Raw genomic sequence first — 21,952 nt, 5'->3', positions numbered from 1 at the left:
GGCAGGGCGACGCGGTCCGGTCGCCCTGATGCATGACGACGCCCCACGCGGTCCGCCGCGTGGGGCGTCTGCGTTGTGGGGCTCAGATGCTGCCGAGATAGCTTTCGATCTGCTCCTGGCTGAGCAGTTCGCGCAGCTGGGCCTGCGAGGCGCGCCGCATCGGCTTCTCGTCGACCGGTGACAGCGGTGCCTGGCGCAGGGCGTCATACGGCAGCACGGCCAGGTCGAACGTCAGTTCCTCCGCACTGAACACCCAGACCGGCACGTCCAGGCTGCGCTCGCGGTCCAGGCGCAGCCGGCGCACGCGCGACTCGGCCGGAATGCCCTGTTCGTCCAGGAAGCGATGCACGGCTTCGGGGTCGTCGCTGTGCAGATGCACCTGCACGGGGCTGTTGGCATCGGCGGTGCCGTCCAGCACCGGGCCGACCAGGCGCGGGGCGAAGGCATGCAGGAATTCCAGTGCGCGCAGCGCAGCTTCGCGACGGCGCTGCAGCTCGTTGCCGTGCTGGGGGCCAGCGAACAGGCGCTGGTACTCGCGCAGCGCATCCTCGATCTCGACATTGCGGGGCAACGAGGCATCGTCATGGATGCCGAGCCGGCTGGCCGCCTTCAGTTTGGCCTGGTGGAAGTCGCGGATGCCGCCTTCGGCCATCAGGCGGGCGGCTTCGTGGGCGAGGCGGTGACGACGCTCACGGGTCTGGGTGGTGGCATGCTGGCGGGCGCGATGCATGCGGGAACTCCTGTTGCGACCTGGCTACAGACTAGCGCAACGGTGTGACATCTGCGTGGGCAATGGAGAAGGGATGCGGGGCCGGGCCCACGCTCGGCTGGGCGGGCCGTCGAGCCGGGCATGCGCCGGCTCGACGGTGACGCCCGCGGCACGCGTCAGAAGATATCGAACGCAGCCGCGTCGGCCTGCGGGGTATTGAGGTTGAGGTCGTAGTCCGTCAGGCGATCCATGTCCTCCACCTTGACCCACTCGGTCGCGCCGTTGAGCGTGGTCTGCACCATGCCGCTGGGCGGGTCGTTCTGCGCGATCGGCGTGTCCTTCAGCGCGGTGCGCATGTACTCGATCCAGATCGGCAGCGCGGCCTTGCCACCGTATTCGCGGTAACCCAGCGAACGGAAGTCATCCCGGCCCACCCACACGGTGGTTACGTACGGGCCGCCGAAGCCGGAGAACCAGGCGTCGCGGTGGTCGTTGGTGGAGCCGGTCTTGCCGCCCACGTCCTCGCGGCCGAGCACCTTGGCCTGGGTGCCGGTACCGCGCTGGACCACATCGCGCATCATCGACACCAGCTGGTAGGCGGTGCGTGCATCGATCGCGCGCGGCGCGGTGCGCGCATCCGGGTTGACCGGTGCGGCAGCGGTTTCGGTCGTGGCCTGCGCCTTGGCGGCGGCCGGGTCCGGCGTGGGGGCCGGGGCACCGAAGTTGAAGCCGTCCACGACCTGGCTGACCGGCTGGTCGCTGCTGCCGGCACAGTCGCGGCAGGCCAGCGCCGGGTTTTCCTTGAACACCAGGTTGCCGTCGCGGTCGTTCACCTGATCGATCAGCCAGGTGTCCACGCGCGAGCCGCCGTTGGCGAACACGGCATAGCCACGGGCCACCGACAGCGGGGTCAGCGAGGCGGTGCCGAGCGACATCGACAGGTTCGGCGGCAGCTCCGATTCGGCGAAGCCGAACTCGCTGATGTACTTGCGGGCGTAGTCCACGCCCATGCCGTCGAGCAGGCGTACCGAGACCAGGTTGCGCGACTGCACCAGGGCTTCGCGCAGGCGCATCGGGCCGCGGAAGCCACCGCCATCGTTCTGCGGTGCCCAGGTCTTGCCGCGGCGGTCGCGGAACACGACCGGGGCATCAAGCACGATCGAAGCCGGGTTGTAACCCTTGTCGAACGCTGCGGCATAGACGAACGGCTTGAAGCTCGAACCGGGCTGGCGACGGGCCTGGGTGGCGCGGTTGAACTTGTTGCCGGAGAAGCTGAAACCGCCGACCAGCGCCTTCAGCGCACCGCTGTGGGCATCCAGCGAGACCAGCGCGGACTGGCCGCGCGGGATCTGGTCCAGCAGCCACTCGCCCTCCTTGTCGCCGGCGCGCACACGCACGATGTCGCCGCGCTGCACCAGCTTGCCGGGGGTCTTGTTGGTCCACCGGGCGGCACCGGCCGGCAGCACGATCTCGCTGCGGTTGGCCAGCACCACCGTGGCGCTGCCATCGGCACCGGCGCTGGCAACGATCGCCGGCAGCAGGCCTGCCTGCGCCGGGATGCCGCGCAGATGTTCGGCCAGGGCTGCGGCATCGTCGCCGGCCCCCAGCTGCACCTGCTTCTCCACGCCGTGCCAGCCGTGGCGGTGGTCATACAGCAGCAGGCCGTCACGCACCGACAGGTTGGCCGCGGTCTGCAGGGTCGAATCGATGGTGGTGGTGACGTGGTATCCCTTGTTGACCACGTCGCCGCCGAAGCGCGCGATCATCTCCTGGCGCACCAGTTCGGCCACGTAGGGCGCCTCGACCTGCACCGGCGGCTCATGCGCGGTGGCATGCATCGGCACGGCCTTGGCCGCATCGGCCTCGGCCTGGCTGACGAACTTCAGATCGGCCATGCGCTGCAGCACATAGTTGTCGCGGCGCTGGCGGGCGCGTTCCGGGTTGGAGATCGGGTTGCCGGAGGAGGGGAACTTCGGGATGCCGGCCAGCGAGGCCATCTCATCCAGGTCCAGCTCGGCCAGCTTCTTGCCGTAGTAGAACTCCGCTGCCGCGGCCACACCGTAGGCACGGTTGCCGAAGAAGCTCTTGTTCAGGTACAGCTCGAAGATCTCGTCCTTGCTCAGCTCGGACTCGATCTTGCGGGCCAGCAGGATCTCGGCCAGCTTGCGGGTGTAGCTGTACTCGGAACTGAGGAAGAACTGGCGGGCCACCTGCTGGGTGATGGTGGACCCGCCGGGCACGCGCTTGTCGTTGGTGGTGGCCAGCAGCCACACCGCGCGGGCGATGCCCTTGTAGTCCACGCCGCCATGTTCATAGAAGCGGGCGTCCTCGGTGGCCAGGAAAGCCTGCTTGAGCTTCTCCGGCACCTCCTTCATGGTGACCGGGGTGCGCCGGGTCTCGCCGAACACCGCCATCAGCTTGCCGTCGGCGGCATAGACGTACATCGGCTCCTGCATCTCCACGTCGCGCAGGGTCTGCACGTCGGGGAGCTTGGAGGACACAGCGTAGTAGAGACCGCCCACAGCGGCCGCACCGATCAGCGCCAGGACCAGGACAATCAGGAAGATCCAGCGCAGCCAGCGGCGGAGTCGAGTCATCGGGTTCAGATTCCGATTGCGAATTTCGTGGTCGCAGAGTATAGATTACGCAAGGTGGCGGCTGGGGTCGGCACCGGGGAGCGCAAGGGGAAACGCCAGGGGCTGCATCGTGAACCTGTGAGGGAATTCACAGCAGGGCGGTTGCCATTTGCTAAGAATACGTTATTAATGCGCGGTCGCAGTTCTTGCGTCCAAGTGCCCGTCGGCAGGGGAGAAACCGTGGGGCTCATCCCAAAAAGTCAGTCGCCGCTTATTGGCGTCGACATCAGTTCGACTGCGGTAAAGCTGTTGCAGCTTTCCCGCAGTGGCAATCGTTTCCGTGTGGAACATTACGCCGTGGAACCACTGCCGCCGAATGCGGTCGTGGAGAAGAACATCGTCGAGGTGGAGGCCGTGGGTGAGGCCATCCGCCGGGCGTTGAACCGTTCCGGCAGCAAGGCGAAGCAGGCCGCCGCCGCCGTGGCCGGCTCGGCCGTGATCACCAAGGTGATCCCGATGCCGGCCGAGCTCGACGAGAACGACATGGAAGCGCAGATCGAGCTGGAAGCGGTCAACTACATTCCCTATCCGATCGAGGAAGTGAACCTGGACTTCGAGGTGATCGGGGTGATCCCGAACAACCCGGAGATGGTCCAGGTGCTGCTGGCCGCGTCGCGGTCCGAGAATGTGGAACTGCGCCAGTCGGCGCTGGAACTCGGCGGCCTGCAGGCCAAGGTGATGGACGTGGAGGCCTTCGCGGTCGAGAACGCCTTCGCCCTGGTTGCCAGTGAGCTGCCGGTGTCCACCGACGGCGTGGTCGCGCTGGTCGACATCGGCGCCACGATGACCACCCTGAACGTCCTGCGCGGCGGGCGCAGCCTGTACAGCCGCGAACAGGTGTTCGGCGGCAAGCAGCTGACCGACGAGATCATGCGCCGCTACGGCCTGAGCTACGAGGAAGCCGGCCTGGCCAAGCGCCAGGGCGGGCTGCCGGAAAGCTACGAGATGGAAGTGCTGGAGCCGTTCAAGGAAGCCACGGTCCAGCAGATCAGCCGCCTGTTGCAGTTCTTCTACGCCGGCAGCGAATTCAATCGTGTCGATCACATCGTGCTGGCCGGAGGCTGCGCGGTTCTTGGGGGCCTGCCGGAAATGGTCGAGGAGCAGCTGGGTGTGCCGACCGTGGTCGCCAATCCGCTGGCGCAGATGACGCTGGGACCGAAGGTGAACGCGCATGCGCTGGCCCAGGATGCTCCCGCGCTGATGATCGCGACCGGTCTGGCGCTGAGGAGCTTCGACTGATGGCACGCATCAACCTGTTGCCCTGGCGCGCCGAACGGCGCAAGCAACGCCAGCGCGAGTTCTACGCAATGCTGGGCATGGCCGCCGTGGGTGGCCTGCTGCTGTCGCTGATGATCTGGTTCTACTACGACCGCCAGGTCAGCGGCCAGATGGACCGCAATGCCTACCTGCAGGCCGAGATCGACAAGGTCAAGGAGCAGAACAAGGAGATCGACCGCCTCGACGCGCAGAAGGAGCGGCTGCTGGCGCGCAAGAAGGTGATCGAGGAACTGCAGGCCAAGCGCTCGCAGATGGTCCACCTGTTCGACGCGCTGGTGCGCACCATTCCCGATGGCGTCGTGCTGACCGCCCTGAAGCAGGAAGGGGACACCCTTACCCTGGAAGGCCGCACCCAGTCCAACGCCCGCGTTTCGGCGTACATGCGCAACCTGGAGACGTCCGGCTGGATGGCCAGTCCGGAGCTGTCGATCATCGAGGCGCGTGAGCCGGACAAGGACAAGGACGGTCGCCCGGGCCCGGTATCGGACATCAAGGCGCTGCCGTATGTGTTCGTGGTCAAGGTGAAGCTGCCGGCGCAGAGCGAGGAGGCCACCGCGCCGCCGGGCCTGAATGCCGATGGCACCGTGGCACCGGCCGCAGCCGCCGAACCGGTCGCACCGCTGTCGGCCGCACCCGAGGCGGCCACACCCGCGGCACCGGCCACCGCACCCGCACCCGCCACCACGCCGCCCCCGGCAACGGCCCCGCCGGCCGCTGCGCCGGCCAAGCCGGAGGGCAGCCGCCTGGCACAGCCGCCGCAGGCCTTCCACGCCCCGTTGCAGGGGGATCGCGCATGAGCCAGAAGATCGATCTCAAGAACCTGGATTTCAACGACATCGGCAACTGGCCGCAGAAGGCCAAGATCGTCTTCTGCGCGCTGCTGGCGCTGGTCATCATGTTCGTGGCGTGGATGCTGCTGATCAGTGGCAAGCGCGAGGAACTGGAGGGCCTGGAGCGGCAGGAGACCGAGCTGCGCACCGAGTTCACCAAGCAGCAGGAACGTGCGGTGAACCTGGCGCCGCTGAAGCAGCAGCTGGCACAGATGGAGCAGGTGCTGCAGCAGATGCTGCGGCAGCTGCCGAGCAAGACCGAAATGCCGGACCTGATCATCGACATCTCGCAGACCGCGTTGTCCAGCGGCCTGTCCAACGAGCTGTTCGAACCCGAGTCCGAGCAGATCAAGGAGTTCTACGCCGAGAAGCCGATCAAGCTGCGGATGGTGGGCAGCTACCACCAGTTCGGTGCGTTCGTCAGCGGCGTGGCTTCGTTGCCGCGGGTGGTCATCCTGACCATGCACGACATCAACCTCAAGCCCAAGGACAAGACCAGCGGCAACGTCCGCGCAGGTGCGCTGGAGCTGTCCGGCACGGTCAAGACCTACCGGTATCTGGACGAAGCCGAAGTGCAGGCGCAGCAGAGCGCTGACGCCGGCAAGGAGGGCGGGAAGTGATGCGCGCACAGATCGTACGCGGGTCGATGGTGCTGGCGGTCCTGCTGCTGGCCGGCTGTGGCCGCGGCGTGACCAGCACGCCGGGCGATGCACCGAACCTGGAGAAGTGGGTGGAGGGCGAGCGTGCGCGACCGGCGCAGCCGCTGGAGCCGCTGCCGGTGATGCAGCAGTTCGAGACCTTCGAATACTCCGCGCAGGGCATGCGCGATCCGTTCACCGATGCCTGGACCAATCCGCAGCAGGGGAACGGCGGATTGCGACCGGACCCGAACCGGCGCAAGGAGCCCCTGGAGGGCTTCCCGCTGGACGCACTGGACATGGTCGGCACCATCGGCACCGGCGGCAGCACCGTCGCGCTGGTGATGGGGCCGGACAAGGTCACCTACCGGGTCCGCCCAGGCGGCTACCTGGGGCAGAGCGACGGGCGGGTCACCGCGGTCTTCGAGGACCGCGTTGAACTGATCGAACTGGTGCCGGATGGCGCGGGTGGTTGGCTGGAACGGCCAGCGACGCTCGCGCTGGAAGATCAATGATCGTTTACTGGGGATAGCACGATGACCTTTCACCAAGCCAAGGGGCTGCGTCCCATCCGGCGCTCTACCTTGAACCGTGTCAGCGCGCTGGGAGTCGCGCTGATGCTGGCCTGCGCTCCGGCGCTGGCCGCCGCACCGGCGGAGAAACCGGCCAGCACCGCGGTGGCCCCTTCGGCCCCGGCGACAACTGGCCTGTCGGTGTCCAAGATCGATTTCAAGCGCGGCGATGACGGCGTCGGCCGCCTGATCCTGCAGTTCGACGGCCAGGGCGCGATTCCCGACCTGCGCACGCAGGGCAGCAACGTCGTGGTCGACGTGGGCAACGCGCGCCTGCCGGCCAACCTGCAGAAGCCGATGAACGTGGTCGACTTCGCCACGCCCGTGCAGCGCATCGATGCCAAGCCATCGGGCGCCGGGACCCAGCTGGTGCTGAGCACGGCGGGTACGGTGGAGTCGCTGGCCTACCAGAGCGGCAACGAATACGTGGTCGAGATCAGTCCGCGACAGGCGCCCGCCGCCGTCGGTGCGGTCAACGCCGGTACGGTCACCCAGGCGGCGAAGGCCGTCGGCCAGCGTGGCTACTCGGGCAAGCCGGTCACCTTCAACTTCCAGGACGTGCCGGTGCGCACGGTGCTGCAGTTGATCGCCGAAGAATCCAACCTCAATGTCGTGGCGTCCGATTCGGTACAGGGCAACGTGACCCTGCGCCTGGTCAACGTTCCGTGGGACCAGGCGCTGGACATCGTGCTGCGCGCGAAGGGCCTGGACAAGCGTCGCGATGGCAGCGTGATCTGGGTCGCGCCGCAGGCCGAGCTGGCCAAGTTCGAGCAGGAGAAGGAAGACGCCCGCATCGCCATCGAGAACCGCGAAGACCTGGTGACCGATTACGTGCAGATCAACTACCACAGCGCGACGCAGATCTTCAAAGCGCTGACCGAGGCCAAGGGCATCGGCGGCGGTGGCGGTGGTGGAAGTGGCGGTTCCTCGTCGCAGGAGGAAAGCGGGTTCCTGTCCACGCGCGGCCGCATCGTTGCCGACGAGCGCACCAACACGCTGATGATCAGCGACATCCCCAAGAAGATCGCACGCATGCGCGAACTGATCGGGGTGATCGATCGTCCAGTGGACCAGGTGCTGATCGAAAGCCGCATCGTGATCGCCACCGACACCTTCGCCCGCGAACTGGGTGCGAAGTTCGGCATCAGCGGCAGCCGCGACAATGTCTACTTCAGCGGCAGCCTCGACGCCAACGCCAAGACCCGCAAATCGCAGGTCGATACCGCGCTGGAGAACGCCAAGGCCGTGCGTGAGTGGCAGGCCGGTGGCAGTGTCGGTCCGGCACCCGTGCCGACCGGCTCGACCATCGAGCGTGGCCTGAACTGGAACCTGCCGGTGGCCCTGGCCAACAACCCGGGTTCGCTGGCGCTGTCGATCCTCAACGCGGGCTACCTGCTGGATGTCGAGTTGTCGGCCATGCAGGAGGAATCGCGTGGCGAAGTGATCTCCAATCCGCGCGTGGTCACCACCAACCAGCGCGAGGCGATGATCAAGCAGGGCAAGGAGATCGGTTACGTCACCATCAGCGGTACCGGTGCCGCCGGGGGCGCGGGTTCGACGCCGAACGTGCAGTTCAAGGAAGTCGTGCTGGAGCTGCGGGTGACCCCGACGATCACCAATGACAACCGCGTGTTCCTGAACATGCAGGTCAAGAAGGATGAAGTCGATCGCCTGATCGAACTGCAGGGCTACGGTACGGTGCCGTCGATCAACCGCCGCGAAGTCAATACCGCGGTGCTGGTCGAGGACGGCCAGACCGTGGTGATCGGCGGTGTGTACGAGTTCACCGATCGCAACAGCATCAGCAAGGTGCCGTTCCTGGGCGATGTGCCGTTCCTGGGCAATCTGTTCAAGAAGCGCGGTCGCAACAAGGACAAGGCCGAGCTGCTGGTGTTCGTGACGCCGAAGGTGCTGCGCGTGGCCAAGCAGAACTGAGCCACCGCCTGCAGCAGGTGCGAAACGGGGCCGCCATGTGCGGCCCCGTCTGCGTTGCGGCCATGCATCCACGCAGGGCGTGGACGCTGTTCAGCGTCTCTTGATGCCATCGCCGGGGCACCCTGCGATGATGTCGGGAACCCGTGCCGTCCTGTGCCGGTCAAAGGCCCTCATGAACCTGCCCCCGCCGATGCCCGAATCTGCAATGCCGGCTGCCACGCCGGCCACGTCCCACCTGCACGCGGCGTTCAACACGTTGCGCGAGGCGCTGTCGGCCGAGATCGTCGGCCAGGCCGCCCTGGTCGAGCGCCTGCTGATCGCGCTGCTGGCCGATGGCCATCTGCTCGTGGAGGGCGCGCCCGGGTTGGCCAAGACCACCGCCATCCGCGCCCTGGCAGCGCGCCTGGAGGCCGATTTCGCGCGCGTGCAGTTCACCCCGGACCTGTTGCCTGCCGATCTGACCGGTACCGAGATCTGGCGCCCGCAGGAAGGCCGTTTCGAATTCGTGCCGGGCCCGATCTTCCATCCGATCCTGCTGGCCGATGAAATCAATCGTGCACCGGCCAAGGTGCAGTCGGCGCTGCTGGAAGCGATGGGCGAGCGCCAGGTCACCGTGGGTCGCCACACCTATGCGTTGCCCTCGTTGTTCCTGGTGATGGCCACGCAGAACCCGATCGAGCAGGAGGGCACGTTCCCGTTGCCCGAAGCGCAGCTGGACCGCTTCCTGATGCATGTGCGCATCGGTTATCCGGACCAGACGGCCGAGGCGGAAATCCTGCGGCTGGCGCGCGAACGTGCGCGCGGCGCGCTGGGTGAAGCCCCGGCGGCCCCGGAGAAAATGCCGATGCAGGATGTCTTCCAGGCGCGTCGCCAGGTACTGGACCTGCACATGGCACCGGCCCTGGAACGCTACCTGGTGGAGCTGGTGCTGGCCTCCCGCGATCCGGCCCGCTACGACCCCGCGCTGGGCCGTCGCATCGCGTGGGGCGCAAGCCCGCGCGGTTCGATCGCGCTGGAGCGTTGCGCGCGTGCGCGCGCATGGTTGGCCGGCCGTGACTTCGTCACCCCTGATGATGTGCGTGCGGTGGCTGCGGACGTGCTGCGCCATCGCGTGCTGCCGAGCTACGAGGCGACCGCCGAAGGCTGGGATGGCGAACGGCTGGTGCAGGAACTGCTGGCCCGGGTGCCGGCACCCTGAGCCTGCGCATGACCGATACATCCCAGGAGCATGGAGTGTCTGCCAGCGAAGGCGATGGACTGCGCCCGCAGCTGGCCGAGCTGGTGGCGCTGCGCCGTCTGGCCCAGCGTCCGCCGCCGCCCCGTCGCGGCCGCGCCGGCAATGCGGGGCAGGCACCGTCGCCGCTGCGCGGGCGCGGCATGGAGTACGCCGAATCGCGCGAGTACGTCGCCGGTGACGATGCCCGTCATATCGACTGGCGCGTGACCGCGCGCACCGGTCGTGCCCATACCAAGCTGTTCCAGGCCGAACGCGAACGGGTCAGTCTGATCGTGGCCGATACCTCACCCACGCTGTACTTCGGCACCCGCGTGCGCTTCAAGTCGGTGCAGGCTGCGCGTGCCGGTGCAGTCGCCGCCTGGTCGGCGCAGCGCCGCGGCGACCGCATCGGTGCGCTGCGCGGCAGTGACCGCGAAGCGCCGGTAGCGCCAGCCGGCGGACCACGCGGCGTGCTGCGCGTGCTCGACGCGCTGACGCGCTGGTATGCGCAACCTCCGGCCGATGACCTGGGTCTGGAGCGCGCGCTGGACCACGCGGCGCGCGTACTGCGTCCGGGTGCACGGCTGCTGGTGCTGGCCGACCCGCAGCAGGCCATCCGCATTGCGCCGGCGCGATGGGGAGCGCTGGCCCAGCATCACGACCTCAGCCTGGTGCTGCTGGTCGATCCGCTGGAGCTGCAGCCGCCGTCGGCGCCCCTGCAGTTCCTTGCCGCCCAGCAGCGCATCGGACTGGACCTGCGCCGCGGCGACGTGCAGGCGCAGTGGCATGCGCATTTCGTTGAACCGCTGCAGGAACTGCAGCGCCAGCTGGGGGCACGCCGCATCAATGTGCAGGTACTGAGCAGTGATGCGGCCAGCGATGCCTGGCTGGCGCTGGCGCCTACCGAGGTACCCGCATGAGCGCAGCCCTGCCCCTGCGCGATGTGCAGCTGCCACCGGCACCGTCGTGGTGGCCACCGGCCCCCGGCTATCTGATGATCGGGGCGGTCCTGCTGCTGGCGCTGCTGATCCTCGCCCTGCTGATCCTCGCCCTGCTGTGGTGGCGTCGCCGTCGGCGTCAGCAGCGCTGGTTGCAGGCGTTTGATCGCGAGCTGGCGGGCTCGACCGATGCCGCCGCTGAGGTGGCGGCCATTGCGGGCCTGCTGCGCCGTGCCGCGCGTCAGGCACGGCCGGGCAGCGAAGCGTTGCATGACCACGCCTGGTGGCTGCGGGTGGATCCGCAGGCGACGTTGCCGGCGGCGCAGCGCGATCTGCTTGCCGAGGGCGCGTACCGGCCGCAGGTGGATGCGGCCGATGTCGCAGTGCTGCGCCGCTGGGCACGCGGACGTTACCTGGCGATGCTGCAGGAGCGGCGCCGATGAGTGCGCTGGCGAGTTACTGGCCCTGGCCGGACCTGCAGCTGGCCTGGCCATTGGCGCTGTTGGCGGTGCCGTTGCCGTTGCTGATGCTGGCCTGGAAGCGCCGTGCCGCCCCCGGCGCTGCGCTGCGCGTGCCCTATGCCGCGACCGAACTGGAGGCCCTGGCCGGAGCGGGTCGTATCGATGCGCACAGGTGGCGTGCGCTGCTGCTGTGGCTGGGCTGGATCGCGCTGTGCGTGGCGCTGGCGCGGCCGCAGCGGTTGGGCGAGGCGATCACACCGCCGCAGCAGGGGCGCCAGATGATGCTGGCGATGGACGTGTCCGGCAGCATGGGCGAGGCCGACATGGTGCTCGGCGGTCAGGCCGTCGATCGGCTGACCGCCGCCAAGGCCGTGCTGGCCGACTTTCTTGACCGTCGTGCAGGCGATCGCATCGGCCTGCTGATCTTTGGTGATCGGGCCTATACGCTGACCCCGCTCACTGCCGACCTGGCCAGCGTCCGCGACCAGCTGCGCGACAGCGTGGTCGGCCTGGCCGGGCGCGAGACCGCCATCGGCGATGCCATCGGCCTTGCAGTCAAGCGCCTGCGCAGCCAGCCCGAGGGCCAGCGTGTGCTGATCCTGCTCACCGATGGCGTCAGCAATGCAGGCGTGCTGGAACCGCTGCGTGCGGCGGAGGTAGCGCGTGCCGAGGGCGTGCGCATCCACACCGTCGCCTTTGGCGGCGATGGCAGCATGCGCTTTCTCGGCATTCCGATTTCCGCCGACCAGGACCCGGTGGACGAGGCGACGCTCAGGCAGATCGCCCGGATGACCGGCGGCCAGTTCTTCCGCGCCCGCGACACGGCCGAGCTTGCAGGCATCTATGCCGAGCTGGACCGGCTGGAGCCCATCGCGGAGAAGGGGCCGGCCCTGCGCCCGCGCGATGAGCGTTATCCCTGGCCGTTGGGCGTGGCGCTGCTGCTCGGTGCGCTTGCGTGGGCATGGCCGGAGCGTCGTCGATGATCGCCCTGGCATCCCATCTGCCGGACTGGAACGCGCTGCATTTCCTGCGGCCTGACTGGCTGTGGGCGTTGGCCGCGCTGCCGTTGATCGTGGCCGTAGCGGTGTATCGACAGCGCCGCAGCGATGCATGGCGGCAGGCGGTCGATGCCCATCTGCTGCCCCATCTGCTGGCGTCGGAGCCGCGCCGTCGCATGCGCCTGCCGTGGGCGCAGCTGCTGGGCTGGACGCTGGCGTGCCTGGCCCTGGCCGGGCCCAGCTGGCGACAGCAGGCGCAGCCGATGTTCCAGGCCAGCGCACCGTTGCTGGTGGTGCTGGACCTGTCCAGCCGGATCACCGCCACCGACCTGCCGCCGTCGCGCCTGCTGCAGGCGCGGGCCAAGATCGGCACGTTGCTGCGCGCCCGCGAGGGCGGCCAGGTTGGGCTGATCGTCTATGCGGACGATGCCTATACCGTCGCTCCGTTGACCGAGGATGCCAGCAATGTCGCGCTCTATCTGGACGCGCTGTCGCCGGATATCATGCCGCGCGATGGCCAGCGTGCCGATCGTGGCATCGATTGGGCGACACGGCTGATGCGGCAGACCGGCGCGCCCCAGGGGCAGATCCTGGTGGTCACCGACCAGGCTGACGATGAGGCCGAACTCGCTGCTTCGCAGGCCCGCAGCCTGGGGCTGCAGGTGTCGGTGCTGGGTCTGGGAACTCCGGGCGGTGCCGCGTACCGCGACAGCAGCGGCCAGATCCGCCAGGCCGCGCTGGACGAAGGCCGCCTGCGCGCCGTGGCGACGGCCGGCGGCGGCCGCTATGTGCGGATCGCCGCCGATGATCGCGACCTGCGCGCGCTGGGTGTGCTCGATGCCCGTGAAGGCACAGCGCTGCAGCGGCCGGGTACCGGTCACCAATGGCGCGACGAAGGCTTCTGGTTGCTGCCGCCGTTGATGCTGCTTGCGCTGCTGGCGTTCCGACGGCGTGCGCTGCTGGCTGCCGTGCTGGCGGTCGGCCTGTTGCCGTGGACGGACGGCGCGCAGGCGCAGGCACAGACGCGGCCGGTGCAGGGCACGCTGTGGAAGCGGGCGGACCAGGTGCAGCATCAGCGTCTGGCCGAAGGCGTACAGGCCTACCGCCAGGGTGACTTCGCACGTGCCCGGCAGCAGTTCGAAGGGCTCGACACCGCGGCCGGCTGGTACAACCTCGGCAATGTGCTGGCCCGCCAGGGCCAGTACGACGATGCCATAGCCGCCTACGATCGCGCACTGGCCCTGCAGCCGGGGATGGCCGACGCGGTGGCCAACCGGGCTGTTGTCGATGCTGCACGCAAGCGCAAGCCGCCGGGTGGCCAGCGGCAGAACCCGGGACAGCAGAATCCGCCCCGGAAGCCGTCCTCGACGCCGCAGGATCAGCAGGGCCAGCCACAGCAGGGCCAGCCGTCGGGGCAGGGACAGCCGCAGGCGCCCTCGCAGCGCCCCCCGCCCTCAGACGCCGGCGCCCAGCCGCAACCGCGGCCCGGTGAGCGTGGTGATCAGGGACCGCCGTCACCGCCCCAGGCCGAGGACGCCCATGCGCAGGCCGAGGCCGACGCGCAGCAGCGACAGCGCATGCAGCAGGCCATCGAACAGGGGCGCGAGGGCCGGGAGAAGAATGATCCGACCGTGGCGGGCGATGACGGCCGCACGCCGCGCCAGCGCGAGGAACAACAGGCGGTGGACGCCTGGATGCGGCGCGTGCCGGATGATCCGGGCGCGTTGCTGCGTGCCAAGTTCCAGCTGGAAAACGAACGCAGGAAGAGGGAAGGGCGATGAACATGCACGGCCTACGCCGGTGTGCGGCAATGCTGCTGTGGCTGCCATTGATGGCCTGGGCACAGCCGCGGGCATGGCTGGACCGCGATCGCATCGCGATGGGCGATACGGTCACCCTCAACGTGCAGAGTGATGCCGGTGCGCCGGACTTCGCGCCGCTGCGCGGTGACTTCGATCTCAGTGGGCAGACCAGCAGCCGCCAGGTGGAGTGGAGCAACGGCAGCATGCAGCAACGCAGTCTGTATGGCGTGGCGCTGACACCGCGACGCAGTGGCGCGCTGACGATCCCGGCCCTGCAGGTGGGTACTGCGCAGACCGCACCGCTGACGTTGCAGGTGGACGCCGCCGCCCCGGTCACCGCTGCCAACGGTGCGGCCATGGCGTTCATCCAGACCGATGTCGACGATGACACGCCCTACGTGCAGCAGAGCGTTGGCGTGGTCGTGCGCCTGTTCTTCGCCTCGCAGCTGGCCTCCGGCGAGCTCATCGTGGATACGCCCGCCGGTGCCTCGCTGCAGCGGGTGGGCGACGACCGCACCGACGTGAGGCAGGTCAATGGACGCCGCTACAACGTGGTCGAGCGCCGCTTCCTGCTGATTCCCGAGCGCAGCGGGACACTGCGCCTGGCCGGCGCGCGCTTCAACGGCCGCAGCGCGGGCGGCTTCTTCGATGACTTCTTCGGAGGGGGCGATGGCCGCATGAACGCCACCGGCGCCGACCGCACGCTGCAGGTGCAGGCACAGCCGGCTCAGGCGCCGCAGCCGTGGCTGCCGTTGCAGGGCCTGCAGTTGCGCTATACCAGCGCGCCGAGTACTGCGCGTACCGGCGAGGCCGCCACCATCGTGGTCGAAGCGATCGCCGAAGGTGCCACCCGTGCCCAGTTCACCGACCTTCCGGTTCCGGACCTCGGCATGGCGGCGCAGGTGTTCGCCGAACCGGCGCAGTACGAAGAAACCTTCAATGGCAGCACCCCGCGGTTGAAGATCACCCGTCGTTACTCCGTCGTGCCACGCCAGCCGGGTCCGCTGCAGGTGCCGGGGCCGAGGGTGTCATGGTGGAACGTGCGCGACGGCAGCGCGCAGCAGGCACGACTGCCGGACCTGGCGCTGACGGTCAGCGCCGGTGCGGGCACTGTGGCGCCCGCCGCGCCGCCGCCGATCGACACCGATGCAGCGCTGCCCGACGACGACACGCGCATTGCGGCCACCGATCCGATCGCCTCGGGGACGCCGAGCCAGCCCTGGCCCTGGATTGCCGCGGTGATCGGCCTGGCGCTGCTGTGGCTGCTGACCCTGCTGTGGGGCTGGCAGCGCGGACGCGGTGGGCCGTCCATGCGCGGTGCCACTCGCCCGCCGGGGCCGCCGTCCGGGCCGGAAGCCAGCGAAGGACGCGGCAGCGTCGCCGAACTGCGCCGGGTGCTGGACGGCGAGGGCTTCGACCAGGTCGAAGCGCAGCTGTGCGCGATGGCAGGTGTACCGCGGCTGGAGCAGGTCATCGCCAGGCTGGGTGATCCGATCCAGCGCCGAGTGCTGCAGGACCTCCAGCAGGTGCGATGGGGCGGGCAGGGAGAGCCGGCACCGCTGCGTGTGCGGTTGCGCGAGGCCTTCCGTGACGGTCCACACTGGTCGGGTACCGCCCGCGGCACCGACACTGGGCTGGCGCCGCTGTATCCGCAGCGCCGAACCTGAACCGGCGCCGCTTGCGCGCTTTGTTAGAGTGCATTCATTTTTCGAGGAAACCTGCGTATGACAGCAGCTGCCGCCGGCAAGAAGACGTTGCCCCTGCACTGGAAGATGGGCATCGGCTTCGCGATCGGCCTGATCCTGGGACTGACCGTGCACGCCCTGGGTGGCAGCGTCGATGGTCTGCAGAGCGGTGCCAAGTGGGTCATGGACTACATCACCACGCCTGCATCGGGGCTGTTCCTCAACCTGATCTTCATGCTGATCGTGCCGTTGATCTTCTCGGCGCTGATCATGGGCGTGTCGGAGATGGGCGACATCCGCGCCCTCGGCCGCATCGGCTGGAAGACGCTGGCCTATACCGTGCTGCTGTCCGGCATCGCCGTGGCCATCGGCCTGGTGCTGGTCAACCTGCTCAAGCCCGGCGTCGGCGTCGATCCGCAGACCGCCGCGCTGATGCTCTCGGAGAACGCCGAACGCAGCAAGGAGATCGTCGCCGGCATCCATGGCACGCCGAAGGGCATGGACATGCTGCTGTCGATCGTGCCGAGCAACGTGCTGCAGGCGGCCTCCGACAACGGCGCGATCCTCTCGCTGATGTTCTTCGCGCTGATGTTCGGCATCGGCATGGTGCTGACCGATGACGAGAAGGTCGCCCCGCTGCGCCGCGCTATCGAAGGCGTGTTCGAAATCTCGATGACCCTGATCAACCTGGTCATCCGCCTGGCACCGTATGCGGTGGCCTGCTTCATGTTCAACCTGGCCGCGCTGTTCGGTTTCGAGCTGATCATCCGCCTGGGCGCCTACGTGGGCGTGGTGGTGCTGGCACTGGGCCTGCACATGGTGGTGACCTACGGCGCCGCCGTGTGGCTGTCGGGCCGTTCGCCGCTGTCGTTCTTCCGCGATACCCAGGAAGCGACGGTGATGGCCTTCTCCACCGCCTCCAGCAACGCCACCCTGCCGACCGCGCTGCGCGTGGCCGACCAGATGGGCCTGCCGCAGCGCGTGTCCCGCTTCGTGCTGACCGTGGGCGCCACCGCCAACCAGAACGGCACGGCGCTGTTCGAGGGCGTGACGGTGATCTTCCTGGCCCAGTTCTTCGGCGTGGACCTGAGCATCGGCCAGCAGATCATGGTGATGGCGGTGTGCATCCTGGGGGGCATCGGTACCGCGGGCGTGCCGTCGGGTTCGCTGCCGGTGGTGGCGATGATCTGCGCCATGGTGGGGGTCAACCCGCTGGGGATCGGCCTGATCCTGGGCGTGAACCATTTCCTGGACATGTGCCGCACGGCGCTGAACGTGACCGGCGATCTGGCGCTGACCACCCTGGTGGCCAAGGGCGAGGGCCACGACGGCCCGGCGCTGGTTCCCGACCGCGACTGAGTCCTGGCGACCTGATCGGGGTCGGATTCCTTTCCGCACGGAAAGGGCTCCGACCCCTTTTCACATGCGGAATCCGGCGGAGATCACGACGTTGCCGGCCAGCGCCCGCACGACCGGGCAAGTGGAACTGACCCCCACCCGGTGACTATGGGACAATAGGCCGCCCGCACGTCCGCGGCCGCCTCCCGATTCCGACAGAACCATGACGCAGCCTACCCGTCGCCAGTTGGCCAACGCCATCCGCTTCCTTGCCGCCGATGCGGTTGAAACCGCAAAGTCCGGCCACCCCGGCATGCCCATGGGCATGGCCGACATTGCCGAAGTGCTCTGGAACGACTACCTTCGCCACAACCCGAGCAATCCGCACTGGTTCAACCGCGACCGTTTCGTGCTGTCCAACGGCCACGGCTCGATGCTGCAGTACGCGCTGCTGCACCTGAGCGGTTACGACCTGCCGATCGAGCAGCTCAAGCTGTTCCGCCAGCTTGGCAGCCACACCGCCGGTCACCCGGAGCGCCATGAAACCCCCGGCGTGGAAACCACCACCGGCCCGCTGGGCCAGGGTTTCGCCAATGCCGTGGGCTTCGCCCTGGCCGAGAAGCTGCTGGCGCAGCGCTTCAACCGTCCGGAACTGGAAGTCGTCGACCATCGCACCTGGGTGTTCATGGGCGATGGCTGCCTGATGGAAGGCGTCTCGCATGAAGCCGCTTCGCTGGCCGGCACCTGGGGCCTGCACAAGCTGGTCTGCTTCTGGGACAACAACCACATCTCCATCGATGGCAACGTCGAAGGCTGGTTCACCGACAACACGCCGGAGCGTTTCGAGGCCTATGGCTGGAACGTGGTCCGCGATGTCGATGGTCACGACCCGGAGAGCATCAAGGCCGGCATCGAGGCCGCGCTGTCGCAGAGCGACAAGCCGACCCTGATCTGCTGCCGCACCACGATCGGCTTTGGTTCGCCGAACAAGGCCGGCAAGGAATCCAGCCACGGTGCCCCGCTGGGCAAGGACGAGCTGGAAGCCACCCGCAAGCAGCTGGGCTGGGAGTACGGCCCGTTTGAAATCCCGCAGGCCATCTACGATGGCTGGCGCGCCAACGGTGCCGGCACCCTGCGCCAGGCCGAATGGGAACAGCTGTTCGACAAGTATGCGGCCCAGTATCCGGCCGAAGCCGCTGAACTGACCCGTCGTTCGCACGGCGAACTGCCGGCCGACTTCGTTGCCCAGGCCGACGCGTACATCGCCAAGGTCGCGGCTGAAGGCCCGACGATCGCCTCGCGCAAGGCCTCGCAGCTGGCCATCGAGGCCTTCGCGCCGCTGCTGCCGGAAATCGTCGGCGGCTCGGCCGACCTGGCGCACTCCAACCTGACCCTGTGGAAGGGCAGCACCTCGGTCGCCAGCGACGACGCCAACGCCAACTACGTGTACTACGGCGTGCGCGAGTTCGGCATGACCGCGATCGCCAACGGCCTGGCGCTGCATGGCGGCTTCATTCCGTTCGATGCCACCTTCCTGGTGTTCAGCGATTACGCCCGCAACGGCGTTCGCATGAGCGCGCTGATCCCGGCCCATGCCATCCACGTCTACACCCACGATTCGATCGGCCTGGGCGAAGACGGTCCGACCCACCAGCCGGTGGAGCATCTGGCCTCGCTGCGCTACATCCCGAACAACGACGTGTGGCGCCCGTGCGATGCCGTCGAGTCGGCGGTGAGCTGGAAGGCGGCGATCACCCGCCAGGACGGCCCTAGCTGCCTGGTGTTCAGCCGTCAGAACCTGCCGCACCAGCCACGGAGCGCTGAGCAGATCGCGCAGATCGAGCGTGGCGGCTACGTGCTGGCCGACGCCGCCGGTACCCCGGACGTGATCCTGATCGCCACCGGTTCGGAAGTCTCGCTGGCCACGGAAGCGAAAGCCCAGCTGGACGCGGCCGGCCTCAAGACCCGCGTGGTCTCGATGCCGTCCACCGATGTGTTCCTGCGCCAGGATGCGGCATATCGTGAATCGGTGCTGCCGAACGCCGTGCGCAAGCGCGTGGCGGTGGAAGCCGGCGTCACTGGTTTCTGGCGCCAGTTCGTCGGCCTGGACGGTGCGGTGATCGGTATCGACACCTTCGGTGCCTCGGCCCCGGCCGATCAGCTGTACAAGCACTTCGGCATCACCGCCGCGCTCGTGGTGGACGCCGCCAAGGCGCTGTAAGCAGCATCGCGATGTGATGCAGGAAAGGCCGGCGCAAGCCGGCCTTTCCTTTTGGGCTGGCGCCGGGCCATGCCCGGCGGATCGGCTGCTCGCCGGGCGTGGCCCGGCGCTACCGGCTTCAGGCCGTGCGTGCCAGCGCCAGCCGCAGCAGGCGCGCGTCCAGCCGCTCGTTGAAGTCCTTCGGTGACTGCAGGCCCATGCGCTGCAGGTACACCGCATCGCCATCGCCGGCCGGTTGCCGCAGCGCTGCCCAGACGGTACGCAGCTTGTCGCCGCGGGTCTGCGTGTTGGCCTTCAACCAACCCAGCGCCTTGACCAGTACCTGCTCGATCTCATTGAAGTCGCTGCCCAGCGGGTAGTCGGGCAGGGTGCCGTCGGAACGGAAGGGTGCCAACGCTGCGGCCAGGGCCTGCGGTGTATTGCGCTGCAGCCGCTGCGGATCGGGCTGCGGTGCGGCCAGCAGCTTGCGTGCGGCCTGTGCCTGCTGCAGCAGGCCCTGCTGGAACGGCGCCTCGGTGATCGCCATCATCGCCTGCACGCAGTCCTCGTCGGTCAACCCGCGCAGGTCGGCGATGCCGTACTCGTCCAGGTAGATATCACGCAGATGGCGGGGAATGGTGGTGTGGCCATAGTTCCAGCGCACGTTCGATTCGCGCTGGCCCTTGTCATCGCGCGCGGCGCGGAACATCAGCACGCTGCGTGCTTCCGGCAGGGCATGGGCCATTGCCACGAAGTTGTACTGGCCGCCGACGCCGGACACCACGCGGCCATCGTCCAGGGCATCGGAGACCGCCGCGCCCAGCGCAGTGGCCATCATGCAGGAATTGAAGAAGCGTGCATGGCGGCGCTGCAGGCGCTCCAGCGTCTCGTTGCCGCCGTAAAGCTGGTTGATCTCACTGATGCGGCGCATGCCGATGGCGCGGCGTTCATCCGCCGGCAGCTCGCGCAGCCACTGGTAGAACTCCGGCGAGCCCAGGTAGAACGCGCCATGCAGGTATTCGCCTTCGGCGGCCAGCGTGGCATGGTCGATGGACAGCGTGCTGCCGTTCTCGATGCGCTGCATCAGCGCCAGGTCGTCGTGCACCTTGCGCTTGATCACGCCGGTCTGGACCAGCCGCCGGAAGCCCTCGTTGAGCATCTCGCTGCAGCCGTACAGGCCGATCTCGAACGGCTCCAGGCCGCCGATTTCCTGCACCAGCGGATGCCGCGCAAGCTGCGGATCCAGCGCGTGCAGCACGCGCCGGTAGCGCGCGTTGTCGGTATGCCGCAGCACCAGTGCATGGCTGAGTGCATCGGCCAGCGTGCCGATGCCGATCTGCAGCGTGCCGCCATCGCGCACCAGGGTGCTGGCATACAGGCCGATCGCATAGTCGGCGTCGGCGACCGGCTGCCGCGGCAGGCCGAACAGCGCCGGATACGGCGGCGGCGGGGTGATGACCAGGTCGAAGAAGGACACATCGACCGTGGCGGTGCCGCCCAGATAAGGCAGCTGCGGATCGATCTCGGCCACCATCAGCGGACGCGGCAGGCCGCGTGCGGCGATTGCATCGAGCGTGTCCTGGGTGATGTCGTTGTTGCAGGACAACGAGAGGCGGCGATCGTCCGGGCGCATCGCCACCTTCTGCACGATCACCTGCGGCGCGCGCTGGGCCACTGCATCAGCGGCATGGGTGTAGTTGAGGCTGGTGTAGCTGGACTGCGCCTGCCGGGAACCGAGCAGGGCGCCGGACTGCATGTAGAACTCCTCCACCTGCACATGGGCGGGCAGTGCGTCACGGGCGATCGCGTCGGCATAGGCCAGGCGGGGGAAATCCTCGCCGAAATGGCGCTGCGCGAAGGGGCCCAGGAAGCGGGCCTCCAGGCCGCTGCCCCGCACCTTCGGCGGATTCAACGACAGGGCAGTGTAGAGCTGGAGGGGGTGCGAGGGATCGTTCTCGACCCGTGCATACAGTGCATTGAGCAACCGGTGTGGCTTGCCCAGCGCCAGCGGTGCTCCGATCCGCAGCGGCCCTTCCACGCGCGCGAACAGCCAATCGACGGCGGCGTCCAGGTCGGTGAGGTGTTCGGTCATCCGGGGCAGTCCTGCGTAAGGGGAGTTCCGGCATTACAGCATGTCGGGCTTGAACCGCCGTCGACGCGAGACTTCCGCACCGGCCACCATGAAGCGGCCATCGCCGCGGTAGTGCACGGTGCGCGGCAGTTTCGGCCGTGGCGCGACGTGGGCACGCACGATCTCCCAGATGAAAAGGTTGCTGGTCTCGATCTGGCTGTCGTCGTACAGGCGGCACTCGAAGCACGAATGGCACTGGCCGACCAGCGGCGCGCCGACCTCGCGGGCGGGCAGGGCATCCAGGCCGAAGTGCGCGAACTTGTCGACCTCCCGCCCGCTGCAGTTGCCGATGTCCACTACGGTATCGAGCAGCTCCACGCCCGGTACATTGATCGCGCACTCGCCGCTGCCCCGCGCCAGCGCGAAGCTGTGGTTCTCGTTCCACAGATAGGTCGCCACCAGTGATGGCGAGAAGCCCATCACCATGTGCCAGCCCATCGTCATCAGGTTGCGCTGGCCGCGCCATGCGGTGCTGACCAGCACGATCGGGCCGGGTTCGAGGAAGCGGCGGGCCTGTTCGACGGGGAAATCCTTCTTGGGTAGCGGTTTCATGCGCACTCCGGGGCCGGGACGGCCGATGCTGGG

Annotated in this window: 17 protein-coding genes; 13 read left to right on the top strand and 4 right to left on the bottom strand. The window is 68.2% G+C overall.

The window, feature by feature from the left end; all coding sequences use genetic code 11:
• Positions 1 to 82: 82 nt before the first annotated feature.
• Together ACZLIF_RS16645 and ACZLIF_RS16640 are read right to left on the bottom strand one after the other, a co-directional pair.
• The gene (locus tag ACZLIF_RS16645) at positions 83 to 730 is read right to left on the bottom strand and encodes a hypothetical protein (RefSeq protein WP_065175739.1); all 648 of its coding nucleotides are present in this window, start codon (positions 728 to 730) and stop codon (positions 83 to 85) included.
• Positions 731 to 885: 155 nt separating this feature from the next.
• Positions 886 to 3,306 carry a penicillin-binding protein 1A gene (locus ACZLIF_RS16640; RefSeq protein ID WP_053518448.1) on the bottom strand — a complete coding sequence of 807 codons (2,421 nt, stop codon included), beginning with the start codon at positions 3,304 to 3,306 and terminating at the stop codon, positions 886 to 888.
• 219 nt (positions 3,307 to 3,525) lie between these two features.
• Here ACZLIF_RS16640 and ACZLIF_RS16635 point away from each other — a divergent pair, with 219 nt between their 5' ends.
• The 13 genes from ACZLIF_RS16635 to tkt all read left to right on the top strand — a co-directional run bounded on the left by ACZLIF_RS16635 (position 3,526) and on the right by tkt (position 19,257).
• Positions 3,526 to 4,584, top strand: coding sequence for a pilus assembly protein PilM (locus tag ACZLIF_RS16635; protein ID WP_053518451.1), 1,059 nt, complete (start codon positions 3,526 to 3,528; stop codon positions 4,582 to 4,584).
• The gene (locus ACZLIF_RS16630) at positions 4,584 to 5,420 is read left to right on the top strand and encodes a PilN domain-containing protein (RefSeq protein ID WP_128988502.1); all 837 of its coding nucleotides are present in this window, start codon (positions 4,584 to 4,586) and stop codon (positions 5,418 to 5,420) included. The genes ACZLIF_RS16635 and ACZLIF_RS16630 overlap by 1 nt, the downstream gene beginning before the upstream one ends.
• A complete protein-coding gene (locus tag ACZLIF_RS16625; RefSeq protein WP_053518455.1) occupies positions 5,417 to 6,073 on the top strand; it encodes a type IV pilus inner membrane component PilO in 657 nt (218 codons plus the stop codon). The genes ACZLIF_RS16630 and ACZLIF_RS16625 overlap by 4 nt, the downstream gene beginning before the upstream one ends.
• Positions 6,073 to 6,606, top strand: coding sequence for a pilus assembly protein PilP (locus tag ACZLIF_RS16620; RefSeq protein WP_053518457.1), 534 nt, complete (start codon positions 6,073 to 6,075; stop codon positions 6,604 to 6,606). Before ACZLIF_RS16625 ends, ACZLIF_RS16620 begins: the two co-directional genes overlap by 1 nt.
• Positions 6,607 to 6,627: 21 nt before the next feature.
• Positions 6,628 to 8,598, top strand: a complete 1,971-nt coding sequence (locus tag ACZLIF_RS16615) for a type IV pilus secretin PilQ (RefSeq protein ID WP_053518459.1) — start codon at positions 6,628 to 6,630, stop codon at positions 8,596 to 8,598.
• A gap of 172 nt (positions 8,599 to 8,770) precedes the next feature.
• On the top strand, positions 8,771 to 9,796 hold the full coding sequence (locus ACZLIF_RS16610) for an AAA family ATPase (RefSeq protein ID WP_065175742.1): 1,026 nt from the start codon (positions 8,771 to 8,773) through the stop codon (positions 9,794 to 9,796).
• An 8-nt stretch (positions 9,797 to 9,804) separates the two neighbouring features.
• A complete protein-coding gene (locus ACZLIF_RS16605; protein WP_128988500.1) occupies positions 9,805 to 10,734 on the top strand; it encodes a DUF58 domain-containing protein in 930 nt (309 codons plus the stop codon).
• Complete coding sequence (locus tag ACZLIF_RS16600; RefSeq protein ID WP_478462120.1) at positions 10,731 to 11,195, top strand: DUF4381 family protein; 465 nt, start codon at positions 10,731 to 10,733, stop codon at positions 11,193 to 11,195. The genes ACZLIF_RS16605 and ACZLIF_RS16600 overlap by 4 nt, the downstream gene beginning before the upstream one ends.
• Positions 11,192 to 12,196 carry a vWA domain-containing protein gene (locus ACZLIF_RS16595; protein ID WP_128988495.1) on the top strand — a complete coding sequence of 335 codons (1,005 nt, stop codon included), beginning with the start codon at positions 11,192 to 11,194 and terminating at the stop codon, positions 12,194 to 12,196. Before ACZLIF_RS16600 ends, ACZLIF_RS16595 begins: the two co-directional genes overlap by 4 nt.
• On the top strand, positions 12,193 to 13,992 hold the full coding sequence (locus ACZLIF_RS16590) for a tetratricopeptide repeat protein (protein WP_128988493.1): 1,800 nt from the start codon (positions 12,193 to 12,195) through the stop codon (positions 13,990 to 13,992). The genes ACZLIF_RS16595 and ACZLIF_RS16590 overlap by 4 nt, the downstream gene beginning before the upstream one ends.
• Entirely contained in the window at positions 13,989 to 15,680 is a 1,692-nt protein-coding gene (locus ACZLIF_RS16585) for a BatD family protein (protein WP_128988491.1), read from the top strand. Before ACZLIF_RS16590 ends, ACZLIF_RS16585 begins: the two co-directional genes overlap by 4 nt.
• Before the next feature lie 57 nt (positions 15,681 to 15,737).
• Positions 15,738 to 17,057, top strand: coding sequence for a dicarboxylate/amino acid:cation symporter (locus tag ACZLIF_RS16580; protein ID WP_128988489.1), 1,320 nt, complete (start codon positions 15,738 to 15,740; stop codon positions 17,055 to 17,057).
• Positions 17,058 to 17,259: 202 nt separating this feature from the next.
• Complete coding sequence (tkt, locus tag ACZLIF_RS16575) at positions 17,260 to 19,257, top strand: transketolase (protein WP_128988487.1); 1,998 nt, start codon at positions 17,260 to 17,262, stop codon at positions 19,255 to 19,257.
• Between the two features lie 118 nt (positions 19,258 to 19,375).
• On the opposite strand, the gene ACZLIF_RS16570 is transcribed toward tkt, so the two are convergent.
• Both ACZLIF_RS16570 and ACZLIF_RS16565 read right to left on the bottom strand, forming a co-directional pair.
• On the bottom strand, positions 19,376 to 21,328 hold the full coding sequence (locus ACZLIF_RS16570) for an acetyl-CoA hydrolase/transferase C-terminal domain-containing protein (protein ID WP_128988485.1): 1,953 nt from the start codon (positions 21,326 to 21,328) through the stop codon (positions 19,376 to 19,378).
• 33 nt (positions 21,329 to 21,361) lie between these two features.
• Positions 21,362 to 21,919: a flavin reductase family protein gene (locus ACZLIF_RS16565; protein ID WP_128988483.1), complete on the bottom strand. Its 558-nt coding sequence runs from the start codon at positions 21,917 to 21,919 to the stop codon at positions 21,362 to 21,364.
• Positions 21,920 to 21,952 lie beyond the last annotated feature (33 nt).

The sequence above is a fragment of the Stenotrophomonas sp. 2201_Sma genome (genome assembly GCF_056486685.1).
Note: the sequence above shows the minus strand (reverse complement) of the source record. Positions and strands in the feature narration are given on the sequence as shown.